The sequence below is a fragment of the Ornithinibacillus gellani genome, from assembly GCF_003730295.1.
Lineage (GTDB): Bacteria > Bacillota > Bacilli > Bacillales > Amphibacillaceae > Ornithinibacillus_A > Ornithinibacillus_A gellani.
Window position 1 is genome coordinate 376,941 of the sequence record NZ_QTSZ01000029.1, and the last position, 14,369, is coordinate 391,309.

General features: G+C 40.7%; 13 protein-coding genes. 7 read left to right on the forward strand and 6 right to left on the reverse strand.

Annotated elements, in window-relative coordinates; translation table 11 throughout:
- Positions 1 to 30: 30 nt before the first annotated feature.
- Genes rihC through DX933_RS09825 form a run of 3 tightly spaced genes read right to left on the reverse strand, consistent with a single transcriptional unit; the run spans position 31 to position 2,844 of the window.
- Complete coding sequence (gene rihC, locus DX933_RS09815) at positions 31 to 951, reverse strand: ribonucleoside hydrolase RihC (protein WP_123316252.1); 921 nt, start codon at positions 949 to 951, stop codon at positions 31 to 33.
- Positions 948 to 1,853 carry a ribokinase gene (rbsK, locus tag DX933_RS09820; RefSeq protein ID WP_123316253.1) on the reverse strand — a complete coding sequence of 302 codons (906 nt, stop codon included), beginning with the start codon at positions 1,851 to 1,853 and terminating at the stop codon, positions 948 to 950. The genes rihC and rbsK overlap by 4 nt, the downstream gene beginning before the upstream one ends.
- A gap of 13 nt (positions 1,854 to 1,866) precedes the next feature.
- Positions 1,867 to 2,844: a LacI family DNA-binding transcriptional regulator gene (locus DX933_RS09825; protein ID WP_123316254.1), complete on the reverse strand. Its 978-nt coding sequence runs from the start codon at positions 2,842 to 2,844 to the stop codon at positions 1,867 to 1,869.
- A gap of 309 nt (positions 2,845 to 3,153) precedes the next feature.
- Between DX933_RS09825 and DX933_RS18455 the strand changes: the two genes are divergently transcribed.
- The 4 genes from DX933_RS18455 to DX933_RS09845 all read left to right on the forward strand — a co-directional run bounded on the left by DX933_RS18455 (position 3,154) and on the right by DX933_RS09845 (position 5,939).
- Positions 3,154 to 3,951, forward strand: coding sequence for a hypothetical protein (locus DX933_RS18455; protein WP_123316255.1), 798 nt, complete (start codon positions 3,154 to 3,156; stop codon positions 3,949 to 3,951).
- A 128-nt stretch (positions 3,952 to 4,079) separates the two neighbouring features.
- Entirely contained in the window at positions 4,080 to 4,655 is a 576-nt protein-coding gene (locus tag DX933_RS09835) for a hypothetical protein (RefSeq protein WP_123316256.1), read from the forward strand.
- Between the two features lie 229 nt (positions 4,656 to 4,884).
- Positions 4,885 to 5,268, forward strand: coding sequence for a CidA/LrgA family protein (locus DX933_RS09840; RefSeq protein ID WP_123316257.1), 384 nt, complete (start codon positions 4,885 to 4,887; stop codon positions 5,266 to 5,268).
- Positions 5,247 to 5,939: an LrgB family protein gene (locus tag DX933_RS09845; RefSeq protein ID WP_123316258.1), complete on the forward strand. Its 693-nt coding sequence runs from the start codon at positions 5,247 to 5,249 to the stop codon at positions 5,937 to 5,939. Before DX933_RS09840 ends, DX933_RS09845 begins: the two co-directional genes overlap by 22 nt.
- A 58-nt stretch (positions 5,940 to 5,997) precedes the next feature.
- Here the strand turns inward: DX933_RS09845 and DX933_RS09850 are convergent, their stop codons facing one another.
- On the reverse strand, positions 5,998 to 6,204 hold the full coding sequence (locus DX933_RS09850) for a hypothetical protein (protein ID WP_123316259.1): 207 nt from the start codon (positions 6,202 to 6,204) through the stop codon (positions 5,998 to 6,000).
- A gap of 57 nt (positions 6,205 to 6,261) precedes the next feature.
- On the reverse strand, positions 6,262 to 6,513 hold the full coding sequence (locus tag DX933_RS09855) for a hypothetical protein (RefSeq protein WP_123316260.1): 252 nt from the start codon (positions 6,511 to 6,513) through the stop codon (positions 6,262 to 6,264).
- A gap of 130 nt (positions 6,514 to 6,643) precedes the next feature.
- Here DX933_RS09855 and licT point away from each other — a divergent pair, with 130 nt between their 5' ends.
- From licT to DX933_RS09870, 3 genes are all read left to right on the forward strand, one after another.
- Positions 6,644 to 7,474 carry a BglG family transcription antiterminator LicT gene (gene licT, locus DX933_RS09860; RefSeq protein WP_123316261.1) on the forward strand — a complete coding sequence of 277 codons (831 nt, stop codon included), beginning with the start codon at positions 6,644 to 6,646 and terminating at the stop codon, positions 7,472 to 7,474.
- A gap of 244 nt (positions 7,475 to 7,718) precedes the next feature.
- Complete coding sequence (locus DX933_RS09865) at positions 7,719 to 9,662, forward strand: beta-glucoside-specific PTS transporter subunit IIABC (RefSeq protein WP_123316262.1); 1,944 nt, start codon at positions 7,719 to 7,721, stop codon at positions 9,660 to 9,662.
- A gap of 24 nt (positions 9,663 to 9,686) precedes the next feature.
- Positions 9,687 to 11,132, forward strand: coding sequence for a 6-phospho-beta-glucosidase (locus DX933_RS09870; RefSeq protein ID WP_123316263.1), 1,446 nt, complete (start codon positions 9,687 to 9,689; stop codon positions 11,130 to 11,132).
- A 125-nt stretch (positions 11,133 to 11,257) separates the two neighbouring features.
- Here DX933_RS09870 and DX933_RS09875 read toward each other — a convergent pair whose 3' ends face one another.
- Positions 11,258 to 14,275 carry a beta-N-acetylglucosaminidase domain-containing protein gene (locus DX933_RS09875; protein ID WP_123316264.1) on the reverse strand — a complete coding sequence of 1,006 codons (3,018 nt, stop codon included), beginning with the start codon at positions 14,273 to 14,275 and terminating at the stop codon, positions 11,258 to 11,260.
- Positions 14,276 to 14,369: the final 94 nt, after the last annotated feature.

Sequence of the window (14,369 nt, forward strand, 5' to 3'; positions counted from 1 at the left end):
TTGCTCCCTTCTGTATATGGATCATTACGCTTACTTACATTTTTTCAGATTTTCCATTAGCCATTGTTTAAATCGATCGGCATCCACATCGATACAAACCTTCACATTGCTTGCTTTTTTCAAATAACCCTTTAAATCAACCACTGTTGTTCCTTTGGTCAGTTCACCATTTAGCTCTACGTCAACAAACGTATCAACCGTTTCAAATAAATCAGGTTGTAGTAAATAGGCAACAGCACAGCTATCATACATTTTTAATCCTTTATTGAAGCTGCCACCGCGATATTTTTTAAATAAATGATAAATCATGTGGCCCGTGTCATTCATGTCCTTCAAGATTTCGCTATCCTCCGGGTACACCAATGCCTTTAATCCTACGTCTAAACCAGCCATCACAATTGGAACACCGCTTGAAAATACAATTTTCGCTGCTTCCGGATCAGCATAAATATTAAATTCCGCCATCACAGAAGCATTTCCACGACTAGTTGAACCGCCCATTAAGATAATTTCTTCAATTTTATCTTTCACTTCCGGATACATTCTGAACAATAATGCAATATTGGTTAATGGACCAATGGGAACGAGCGTTATTTTCTGCTCACTATTCATGATTTCTTTGTACATCGCGATAACCGCATGGTCGTCCAATAGCATTCCTTCATCAGGTTCTTCAAATTCATAGCCATCCATACCTGTTTCGCCGTGAATATCACTCGCATCAACTGGCTCCACAATTAAAGGTGTGGAAGCACCTTTTGCAACTGGAACATGTTTATCAAAAAACTTCATTAAACGAAGCATATTGTATGTCACTTTATCTAAGCTTACATTGCCATTCACTGTTGTAATTAAACGTACATCCAATGTTTCGTTAAAAAGGGCAATTGCCAATGCAACTGCATCATCTATTCCTGGGTCAGTGTCAATAATGATCGGTCTTTTAATCATGTTAACTTCCTCCTCATGTTTTCGTTTATAAAGTCAATTACTGCTTCTCTCGTAGGCATGCCACCCTGTGCACCGATGGCCTGAACAGAAAGCGCTGCAGCTGCGTTGGCAAAGTCAATTGCTTCCGCTAGCGTTTTACCGCTTGCAAGTTCAGTAGCCAACGCACCATTAAATGTATCCCCAGCACCTGTTGTATCCTTTACGTGAACTGAATAGGCGGGAATCAGTTGGGCTTCGCCTGCTGCATCCGTATAGGCCACACCTTGATCACCTTTTGTGATAATCATCTTGTCCTTTGATACATCGACATGGGCCATGCTGGAAATGCCAGCATACTCCAATTCATTTGGCGTAATATATGCGGCTTTTTCCAAAATTTCTTTAGGCATCTCTTGAAAAGGAGCCGGATTCACGATAACAGGTATGTCATGCTTAGAAGCAAATTCAACTGTATATTTCACTGTTTCCAATGGGGTTTCAAATTGAACCAAAATCATGTCACTGGAAAGTAAGATATCCTGTGCTGACTCCACCACTTTTGGCATAACCATTTGATTTGCACCTGCTGCAACAATAATCCGATTATCATGTTCTGATAAAATTATAGTTGCAATCCCAGTCGACATGTCTGGTATTACCTGTAAGCCTTCACTTCGGATACTTTCAGATTCAAAATGCTTTAATAAATCTGCACCAAATGCGTCATCACCAACTGCACCAATCATCGTTACATCTGCTCCAAGTCTTGCTGCTGCAATTGCCTGATTGGCTCCCTTTCCACCTGGGTATGTTTCGAACTTTTCTCCTAAAACAGTTTCACCCTGGGTAGGTATCTTCTTTGTTGTTGTCACCAAATCCATATTAATACTGCCAACTACGCAAACGCGTGGACCATGTTTCATTACCTCAGCCCCTTCACCGTGTTGATTCTCTAATCGTTAATGTTACCTCATGCTCTTCTGACTGAACCTTCGTTTTCGGATGTTCAATCTTTTGTATTAAAATTTCCGCAGCTCTTTTTCCAATATGATAAATGGGCTGAGCCATCGTTGTAAGCGAAGGAGTGGAAATCGTCCCGAGCTCAATTCCGTCAAAACTGATTACTGAAATATCCTTTGGCACACGTTTATTTAATGCTTTTATTGCCTTCAGAACCCCTACACCCATCACATCGTTCGCCACAAAAATACCATCTACATCTGGTTCTATTTCTAATAACTGTTTTGTTTCTTCAAAAGCTTTATCCATCGAATAATCACCAGCTCGAATATAATGACTGGTGAACCAGGCATCATTCTTCACCTCATCAACGTAACCACCTAATCGATGGATGGCACTGCTCACTGTTTCCGGCCCGGCAATGTGAGCAATTCGCTGACATCCTGTTTGCTTTAAGTATTGAACGGCTTGTCTAGCACCTTCCCGGTTATTTACCGTGACAGAAATAAGATCAGATTCCATTTTACGGTCCAACGCAATCATCGGTACTTTAATACCTTTCATTTGCGTGGAAGACATCGTACTGGACACAAGAATAATGCCATCAATTGACTTTTGAGACAGTGCCTGCAAATAGGTGATTTCCTTTTTGTTATTATTGTCTGTATTACATAAAATAAAGGTGTAGCCATATTGATTGGAAATATCCTCAACAGCCCTGGCAAGCTCTGGAAAAAACGGGTTCTTGATATCCGGAACAAATAGCGCAATCATCTTTGATTTTCCTTTAAAAAGGCTGCGTGCAACATCATTTGGTCGATAATCCAATGCTTGAATGGCCGCCTCCACCCGATTTTTCGTATCTTTATTTACATAGCCCTTATCATTGATCACCCGTGATACAGTCGCTACAGAAACATCAGCCAGTTTGGCAACATCCCTGATTGTCGTCATTGGCATGACCACCTTTACACGTTTATGTAACGGGTTACATGTTTACGAAAAATAAAAAGCGCTTCCAAATCGCCTAATGTGTAACCCGTTACATATATAGTAAAATGATTTTATTTCCCTGTCAAGAGACTTTGTAAAATAATTTTACTTAAAAAACCTTTTCAGATAAAGCGGTGAGCACAATGAAGCAAGTCTGCATCGTACTTCTGAAACTGCGTACGCAAAGGGCTACCAACTTGACTCGAGGTGAATTTCCGGCTGGGTTCGGCTGATGTTTTTACTCGCGGGGGAGTCGAGGCGATTTTCCGGTTGGGTTCGGCTTATTTTTTTTCTCGCGTGGGAGTCGAGGCGAATTTCCGACGAAGTTCAGCTAATTTTTTCACTCGCGTGGGAGTCGAGGCGATTTTCCGACGAAGTTCAGCTGATTTTTTCACTCGCAGAATAACCGAAGCGAATTTCTGGCTGGGTTCGGCTGATTTTTTCACTCGCGCGGGAGCCGAGGCGATTTTCCGGTTGGGTTCGGCTGATTTTTTTACTCGCGCGGGACTCGAGGCGATTTTCCGACGAAGTTCAGCTGATTTTTTCACTCGTGTGGGAGCCGAGGTGAATTTCCGGCTGGGTTCGGCTGATTTTTTTACTCGCGGGGGACTCGAGGCGATTTTCCGGTTGGGTTCGGCTGATTTTTTTACTCGCGCGGGACTCGAGGCGATTTTCCGACGAAGTTCAGCTGATTTTTTCACTCGCGTGGGACTCGAGGCGAATTTCCGACGAAGTTCAGCTGATTTTTTTACTCGCGTGGGACTCGAGGCGAATTTCCGACGAAGTTCAGCTGATTTTTTTACTCGCGTGGGAGTCGAGGCGAATTTCCGACGAAGTTCAGCTGATTTTTTCACTCGCGCGGGAGTCGAGGCGAATTTCCGACGAAGTTCAGCTGATTTTTTCACTCGCAGAATAACCGAAGCGAATTTTCGGCTAGGTTCAGCTAATTATTTCACTCGCGCGGGAGCAGAGACGAATTTCCGACAAGATTCAACCGTTTTTTTCACCCGATTGGTGGAAAACCTGCCAAAGGCTATAAAATGCAAAGCCCCACCACTTAAATCATAAACACGATAATAAATAATACTAATATTTTTGGAAAATTAAAACCCTAACATTGTTAATATCTCATATAACGTGTAACATAATCATTGTTGGTTTTTTCCAGCATGATTTTGGCAAAGGGGTGTAAGGTTTTGAAAAAACATGTATTTTTATGGATGTCTCTGCTATTCATCGTCTGTTCTATGGCAGCTTGTTCTTCAGACAATGACGGGGATAACAATGCGCAGGACACACAGGGCGATGTATCGGGCGGTGATACGGAATCGGCCACGAATGACAATTCCACTGATAACGCTGGTGAAGTACCTGAGGATCAGGAGGCGTTCTATAATGAAGCTGGCGAATTAGATCCAGGAGAAATAGAAAAGGCGATTTTTTCTGCGTTGGTAGCTGCTTCTGAAGATTTTTCTGTTCAGAATAATGGAGTGGATATCGAGGAAGATGGTGTTCGTTCCCGTCTGCTGGTCAATTTAGAAAATGACACTGATGACCCGGAAGAAATGAAAAAAATTGCTGCAGAACAGTCTGAACATATCGCAGAACAACTTAGTGAACTTTCCATCATTGATCGAGTGGAATTAGAATGGCAATTTGACTATAGTCCCGTCTTCAACCGTTTTAAAATGGAACGAGAAGGCGATCAGATCAAGGTCACTGAAAATAATGTGGATGAAGAAACATTAGATCATTATTTAGAAGTTGAATAAGCAAGAGAACCTCTTTGGATATTTACTTCCTAAGAGGTTTTTGTTTGTTTGAAACGAATTTCTCACGGGGCTAGGCAAATTTTTTAACCATGCAGGGCTGCTTACATGGTGCCGCTTCCACAACCTTCATCATCGTTCACCATCCCCCACTCGCCTCTGCAAAAGTGGTATGATAGTAAAAGTATTGATAAGAAATAGGTAACATGCTTGAAATGAAGGAAGGACACGCATGAAGATTTTCGTAACCATCATTCAAATTGCTTTATTGGTCGTATTTTATTTAGTTGGGGATTGGTTGCAGAGGCTGTTGCATTTGCCAATTCCGGGCAGTATCATCGGCATGCTGCTGTTGTTCATCTGTTTATTAATTAAGGCGGTTCCTCTAAAATGGATTGAAACCGGGGCAGGGTTTCTCCTCACCCACCTAACCTTATTCTTTATCCCAGTCACGGTCGGGGTCATGAATCATTATCAATTATTTGCCGGAAGCGGTATATTTTTATTTTTCATTACCTTGTTCAGTACGATTTGTGTCATGGTTTCAGCAGGTTTAACTGCAAATTATTTTGCGAAAAGAAAGAAGAAGATATCATGTCAGAAGCACTCATCATAATTGCCATGGTTTTATTAACGGTCACGACTTTTTTTCTGATGACCCGTCTATATCAGCGGTTTCCTACTCCGATTTTAATTCCGATCTTAACGTCGACAGCGATTATCATTGCCATTTTGCTAAGTCTGCGTTTACCGTATGATACTTACATGACAGGTGGAAAATTCATTGATTACTTATTGGGGCCAGCAGTTGTCGCCTTGGCTATTCCTCTCTATAAACAGCGCATCATGTTAATGAAAAACATGGTATCTCTCATTGGTGGAGTGTTGGTTGGTTCTCTCGCGGGGATTTTAACTGGGCTTTGGCTGGCAAAGGGAATTGGCGTGGAAAAAATGCTCGTAACCTCCCTCGTTCCCAAATCGGTAACGACACCAGTTGCCATGAATATTGCTACGGAAATTGGTGGCAACCCTTCTTTAACGGTGGCTTTTGTTATGATTGCCGGTATTGGTGGTACTGTACTAAGCCCTTATTTGATCAAGCTATTCCGGATTGATCATGCATTGGGACAGGGGATTGCATTGGGAAGTGCATCACATGCGATCGGCACGGCAAAAGCTTTTGAATATGGCGAGGATGCTGCTTCCGTTAGTTCCGTCGCAATGACGCTTTGTGCCATTACCGTTTCTATCTTGGCACCATTATTTATGATGGCTTTTTACGCCTGACTTCCCAGGTTAGCCAAATCAAAACACCGTCATAAGGCTTATGACGGTGTTTTTTGAGTTAAAAATCATTTTCAACATAACGTCTTACTGGATGTCCACATTTTTTACAACTTCCATTTAAAATCACATCGTTCTTACCGCTAGGTTCAATTTCATAATCAACTATGGTCGTTTCATCTAAACAGGATCTACAAAATACATTTTGTATGATTTTTTCCCGTAAGGATTCTGGAATATCCAACCACCGCTTTTTTGCATCATCCATTGAAACACACTCCCTATTTTCAATTAAACAGGTTGTCCTCACGCCAGCATGAATTCCTTAGAACCAACATACCTCATCAATCTCATAATCTCCCGAGGAATCAGCATCACCAGTCAAGCAAGTAAAGCAACTATAATATCCAATGGCACTTCCTACAGCCCAAATCGCTTCACCGCAATTGGAACAGGTTGCACCATTTTTCTTATCCTTTACAGCCTCCTGCAATCTTTTCTTTAACTGTTCCGGATTTTGATTGGGATTTGTTTTACAGTATTTTTTTACAAAATCGTTTATTGAAATAGGTATCATTATAATTCTCCTCTCCTATCCATTTTAACAAACAAAATGGTCTCCACAATAAATTTATCTGCACAGCTTTGAAAATAATAGATGCTGCTATATAATGTTAATACATATTGTATTTAAAGGATGGTCCATCTTGAATATTGACAAAGTAATTAATAATAATGTCGTCAGTGTGATCAATGATCAAGATAAAGAATTGGTCATTATGGGAAGAGGCCTCGGCTTCCAACGCAAACCTGGGGATATGATAGATGAAAGTAAGATTGAAAAGATATTCACACTGGATAGTAAAGATGTATCCGATCAATTCAAAACGTTACTAAGAGAAGTTCCGATTGAAACGATGGAGATTGTCGAGGATATTATCCAAATTGCCAAGACAGAATATCATAAACAGTTAAACGATATTATTTATGTCGCTTTAACGGATCACGTAAATTTTGCTATCGAGAGACAAAAAAATAATCAAAGCATTAAAAATGGCTTGCTTTGGGAAATCAAGAAGCTGTACAAGGATGAATATGCAATCGGTTTAAAAGCAATTCAAATGATAGCAGAACGACTGCATGTGAATTTAGCTGAGGACGAGGCGGGCTTTATTGCCATGCATATTGTCAATGCTGAGCTAAATGAAAATGTATCCAATATGAAACAAATTACCGGCATCATTCAAGATGTGCTAAATATTGTAAAATATCATTTTCGAACGGATTTCGATGAGGATTCATTAAATTTTTTCCGTTTTATTACCCATTTGAAGTTTTTTGCCCAACGTTTAATGACACATACCGATTTCAAAAATCATGATGAATTTTTATATGAATTAATCAAAGAAAAACATCCAGATTCCTTTGAATGCACGAAGAAAATTGAAACATATATTAAAAAGGAATATGGCTATCAGCTATCCAATGAAGAGAAGCTTTACTTAACCATCCATATTGAACGTGTCATGAATCGGTAAATTTATGTTTTACAATGAAACGGTTACATGGGTGTTGACAAGTCAAATGGACCGTGCTAAATTTAAAGTGAAGTTTACAATTTCATATCAATCTTGATTTATCGGGATTGTTACTGGTCAGCAGGCAAAACCTAAATCATTAATGGATATACATGTGCCCTAGGTGCATTGTATCTTTTAATGATTTAGGTTTTTTGTTTTTTCATGACCAATTGTAATGAAAATCTATCTGGGGGTGTTTCATATGAGCTACAATGAGTTAGCGAAGGAAATAATTGAATTGGTTGGCGGCAAAGAGAACGTTAGCAGTGTATCGCATTGTATTACAAGACTTCGTTTCCATTTGAAGGATGAAGGGAAAGCGAATACCGAAGCGTTAAACAACCATGATGGGGTTGTTACCGTCAGGCAAAGTGCTGGTCAATATCAGGTCGTGATTGGAAATCATGTACCGAATGTGTACCAGGCTGTTGTAGAAGAAGGCGGCTTTGAAGCACAAAAGCAACAAAACACGGAAGAAACAGAAGAGAAAAAGGGATTATTCAATAAGTTTGTTGACATTATCTCTAATATCTTCATTCCAATCCTGCCACTCTTGATGGCAACTGGGATTATCAAAGGATTTAACTCCTTATTTGTTGCCTTAGGTTGGATGGAAACGACAAGTGGTACGTATCAATTATTAAATGCCATTGGTGATGGATTCTTTACATTCCTGCCTATTTTCCTAGGCTATACAGCTATGAAAAAGTTCGGTGGAACACCATTTCTTGGAATGGCCATTGCTGCTGCATTGGTTCACCCAAGTCTTGCTGGGATTGCTGAAGGCGAAACCATTAAAACATTATTTAGCGGCACGATTTTCGAATCACCAGTTCAAATTACCTTTTTAGGTATTCCGGTTATTTTAATGAGCTATACTTCATCGGTTGTGCCCATTATTTTTGCCACCTTTTTTGCATCCAAGGTGGAAAGAAAGTTTCAGGCGATTATCCCTACTGTAGTCAAATCGTTTATTGTACCGTTTTTAACTTTGTTAATTATTGTACCAATTACATTTTTAGTTATCGGACCGATTGCAACATGGATTGCACAATCGATCGGTGCCGGCGTTTCCGCCATTTATGATTTTGCACCGATAGTTGCTGGTATCGTGATTGGTGGGTTTTGGCAAGTATTTGTTATTTTCGGTGTCCATTGGGGCCTTATCCCAATCTATTACAATAACCTAGCAGTTCAAGGCTCAGACATGCTGATTGCCATGACATTTGCCGCATCCTTTGCACAAATTGGTGCAGTATTAGGTGTTTGGTTAACGACCAAAAATAAAAAGCTGAAAAGATTGAGCTTCCCAGCGTTTATTTCCGGGTTATTCGGAGTATCCGAGCCGGCCATTTACGGGATTACCTTGCCATTAAAGCGACCTTTCATCATCAGTTGTATTGCGTCTGCTGTTGGTGGGGCGATTATTGCCGTAACAGGAGCTGCTCTTTATAGTGCAGGACCACTTGGTATCTTAAAGATACCTACATTTATCCATCCGGAACAAGGAATTACTACTGGCTTCTGGGGAATGTTGATTTCAATTGTCGTTGCATTTGTACTTGCTTTCGTGCTTACCCTATTCTTTGGTGGTGTGAATCGTAAGGATAAAGGAGTAACGGTCGTTGATGAAGAAAATAAGGACCAAACAGATGAAAATCCTGTCATCGCTCATGCAACAGAAACAGCCCAAGCGGAAAACATTGTCAGCCCGCTAAACGGGGAAATCATTCCATTAGCTGAAGTGCCTGACCAAGTGTTTGCGTCAGAAGCAATGGGAAAAGGCATTGGAATCAATCCTGCTGACGGTCAAGTAAAGTCACCGGTAAACGGCATCATCACTACCATTTTTAACACAAAACATGCGATTGGAATTACATCCGATCAAGGTGCCGAAATTCTTATCCATATTGGTATTGATACCGTTCAATTGGACGGAAAACATTTTACCGCTCATATCAACCAAGGTGATCAAATAAAGGTTGGCGATTTACTCGTTGAATTTGACGTAGATGCCATTAAAAAAGCTGGTTACCCTGTTATTACGCCAATTATTGTGACAAATAGCAATGCGTATGGGGACATTGAATTAACCGCAAGTAAACAAGTAAACCAAGGGGATCTGCTTCTTATTACTAAAAAATAAACATTATATTTGGAGGTAATCATTATGACAAATCAATCACAGTTTCCAGAAGGATTTTTATGGGGTGGCGCTATTGCTGCCAACCAGGCAGAAGGTAGTTATTTAGCAGATGGAAAAGGACTAACCAATGTAGACCTACTACCTGCTGGCGAAAAACGCAGAGCGATGATGGAAGGTAAAGTGGATTCATTTACACTTAATCATGAAAATTTTTACCCAAGCCATGATGCAATTGATTTCTACCATCATTACAAAGAAGATATTGCTTTATTTGCAGAAATGGGTTTTAAAGCATTTCGTCTATCCATTTCTTGGGCTAGAATTTTTCCAAATGGGGATGATGAACAACCAAATGAAGCTGGTCTAGCTTTTTATGACCGTGTCTTTGATGAATTACGGAAGCATGGGATTGAACCAGTCGTTACCATCGCCCATTTCGATGTACCTGTGTCCTTGATTGAACGTTTTGGCAGCTGGAAAAGCCGTAAGCTAGTAGATCTTTTTGAAACATATGCACGTACGATTTTCGAACGCTATCAAGGTAAAGTAAAATACTGGATGACCTTTAATGAAATTAATATGCTGCTCCATCTGCCATTCATGGGTGCAGGAATTGTATTACAGGAGGACGAGGACAGAAATCAAGCGCTTTACCAGGCAGCACATCATCAGCTCTTGGCTAGTGCAAAGGCTGTAAAGGCTGCTCGTGAAATGATGCCGGAAGCACAAATCGGCTGTATGCTTGCGGCGGGCATGAACTATCCATATTCCTGTAATCCGGAAGACGTATGGAAAGGAATGGATAAAGATAGGGAGTCATTTTTCTTCATTGATGTACAGTCACGCGGGACATACCCTGGATATGCGAAGCGGTTTTTCAAAGAAAACAACATCGATATTCAAATGGAAGATGGCGATTTAGAACTGTTGAAAGAAAATACTGTGGATTATATCGGATTTAGCTATTATTCCAGCAGATGTGCAAGTACAGACCCAGAAGTATTAAAAAATCAAACATCTGGAAATGTGTTTGGCTCTGTAAGAAATCCGTACACAAAGGTATCCGAATGGGGTTGGACCATTGATCCAAAAGGCTTCCGCATTACCGCCAACCAGCTCTGGGACCGTTATCAAAAACCTTTGTTTGTCGTGGAAAATGGACTCGGTGCAGTTGATACACCGGAAACAGATGGGACCATCCAAGATGATTATCGGATTGCCTATTTACGTGCACATTTCAAGGAGATGCTTGAAGCAATTGAGGATGGGGTGGAAATAATCGGTTATACAAGCTGGGGACCAATCGATATCGTCAGTGCTTCTACAGGTGAAATGAAAAAACGTTACGGCTATATTTATGTCGATAGAAATAATGACGGGAGTGGCACACTCCAGAGAAGCAAGAAAAAGAGCTTTGATTGGTATAAAGAAGTAATTGAAACTAACGGTGCATCATTGGAAAAAGAATAAATGATAAGGTTAACGCCAATTTCAGTTTGAAAAACGGACTGAAATTGGCGTTTTGTTTGATAAGGATTAGCCCTATTATAGAAAGCGGGCTGTTTTCCTTCTGCTCGCGTGTCTATACGATTCGGTTAGCTTGTTATCGGAATGATTTCGTGAATTTGCGGTGAGACGTCTGTTCCCCACGTTATTTTCACTTCGAGTACATGTTTAAAATCTGCTGTGTCAATAGAATTTAAAGATGCAGATAGTGTACCGACCTCATGCCAGCCTGTTGTATCACGAATCGCTACATTTGCTTTCGAAATACTTGCAGGATGTTGTAGGATCAACAACCGACGCAGCTTTATTTCTCTCACGAGTCTATATAGCAGTTCACCTTTGTCCTTTTCCACCGGACGGTATGCAGTTGAAAGCTTACCATCTTTGGCATTTCTCACCTCATATCCTGTTGCGCCTGCCGGATCTGCTTGAATAGCAAGATCCTCATTACCTGGCAGTACACTTCCTTCATTCACTATTATTTTATTCAAAGCAAACCATACATGATGATCCGCTGTAGAAATAAGCCGTACATATCTTGCCTTTACACCATCTGTCTGTACACGCTGATAACGGTATGGCACTTCATGTTCAGGGAAATTCAAGTTCTTGTCTTCTGGATGCGAGAACGTATGCAATGTTTCCCAGTTCTCACCATCTGGAGATACTTGTAAATCACCCTGTCTGAAATAATGATTTTCTCCATCATGGATGACGACAGCTACATTATTCACGTCCAATAATCCACCTAAATCAAGTTGAATATATTTTCCTTCATCCTGTGTACCAATAAATCTCACGTTGTTATTTAAGCGGCCATCCAATAAATCGTCAAGCTCCCCCTGATACACTTTGTCATAATTATGCGTGATGGCTGGCTCGGAAAAACGGTTCAATTCCACATCTAAGTTGTGTAAATCGAAAGTAATGGCCTGTTGCACTGTCGGACAGATCCGTACATATGCCGTGTTTGGATAAGCGATTTCATCCGGCATCATCTGCTGCCACTCCACCCCATTCTGAGATACTTCTACAGCTAATTGATCTATAGTTGCCTTCAGCTGAATCTGCTTCACCCGTTCCAGGTTTGGCAATGCGATTCCGAAATATTCATTTGGCTTTAGCGTCAGCCCCTTCAGTTCTCCCAGGTGAACCGTATGATCTGTTGTAGTAACCCTCATACCTTGACACGCTTTGGCATTCGTATAAATGTTTGCCTGCATATCGGTCTGCTTACACTGCGTATTGGTAATAGAATTCGGCGCAATTGCTTGATACACATCACCATCTAATTGGTCTATGAGCTGATTGGCGAAAGGCACCAATCGTTTGGCACCCGCTTCTACCGTTATATCAGGCGCATTCAATTTTTTTACGGTATATTGCTTCGATTGCTCCATCGCATCCGCTGCTTTTGCTAATGCTTCCCATGCAGCAAGATGATTTCCATTTTGCATCGCGATTGCCGATTGTACTGCATGTTTATCCGCCAATAATACATGATGCAGGCAATGAAGCCATGGTTCGATTTCAGCTTTCATTTCCTCATTCTTACTTTGTTCTTTAAAATCAGTAATTGCTGTTAAGACACTGTCAAATTCTTCAATCAAAGTCACGCCAGCTGCTTGATTTGATTTTCCCTGTGCAAAGTCTTCAGAAAACTGTCCCAATCCTGCTTTCAAATTTTCCGATTCTCCTAATACCAATCCATGACTGCTCGGTGAAGGATCACTGACATGGTAGGCTATCGTCCTTAATGCATCTGCTGCTTCAGGTTCAATATAGTCAAAAGAATCGAGCCAGCTTTGTTCGTCATGAAAATCGTCCACATTCCAAGTAAAATCAGCTACAGCGAATAATGCGACTTTAGACAATTGTGCTTGCTCCATCGGGTTCGACACGACACCGGATAGATTTCGCGTGCCTTTTTTCAATACTTCTCCTTTACCAATCATCAATCTGCTATCCACATAATCATTCACAGACCAATTCAACCAAACGAATGGTTCACGACCCGTAAATTGCTTCGGCCATGCCAAATCTGTTTCATTAACTGTTCCAACCACACCGCTACCAGTCCACATGATTTCTACGTTCTTTGGAACTTCACTCAATGCCTCCAAATAGGCTTGTCCATCTGTACCGGTCCACGCTTGATTATAAAAAGGAGGTGTGTACACCAATGATTTCACATCACCCTTTTGGGAAATCCAATTGGCGACATCTGTAATTAAACGTACATGTTTATGTCTATCTTGCAGGGCCTGTGCCGTGCTAATATCATCCATAAACAAGCCAAATTGACGGACGCCGGCATCATATAATTGATCCAGCTTCGTCAACAGTGTACTCAATTCTTGATCATAATCTTCCCATTGAATCATATTAAAACCGGGATGTATCGCCCAAATAAATTGTGTTTTCGTCTCATTTCCAACTGCTGCAAGCGCTCTTATTTTCTCCAATTCTTTTTCTGGATAAGGCGTACGCCATTCACGATTATGGTAAGGATCATCCTTAGGTCCAAAAATATACGCATTCATTTTTAACCTACTGCCAAAATGCATTAAATCCATGCGTGCTTCATGTGTCCATGGAAAACCATAAAATCCTTCAATGAACCCACGCCATTTCATATCTGAGAAATCCTCATATGTGACCGCATGAATCTGATTGTCTTTCACTTGTTGCACCAACATTTGTAAGGTAGCCAACCCGTAAAATACGGACTCCGTATCCTGCCCAAGAATGGCAATAACTCCATGTTCCTCCATTTGCGGGTCTATCGTCAGCACATACGGATCAATTTGTTCGAATATAGTTGCATCATAAGTAACATGCTTTGCCACATATTGATCAACAAATGCCTGCGAACCCTTTATTCCGAGCAGGATATTTGTCCGATTGGAAACTGTCTCTGCTCCTATATGATAGGTCAATCCCTTTTCATCCAATATTCGCTGGAGAAAATCGCTTGATGCCTTATCCACTCCGGATTCTAATACAATATTTACTTCATCGGTCAGTTTTAAAGTTCCTTGTAAGTTCTTTTCATGTTGTGGTACGGGATAAATTTCATATCGTTGTTGATGTTTTGTTTCATTCATATCGTTCTGCTATGCCTCCCTATCTGCAAATGTAGTAGTATTAGTAAAAATATTAGTAAAATTGTTCTTTTTCCATCATACCATTTCCTTAACA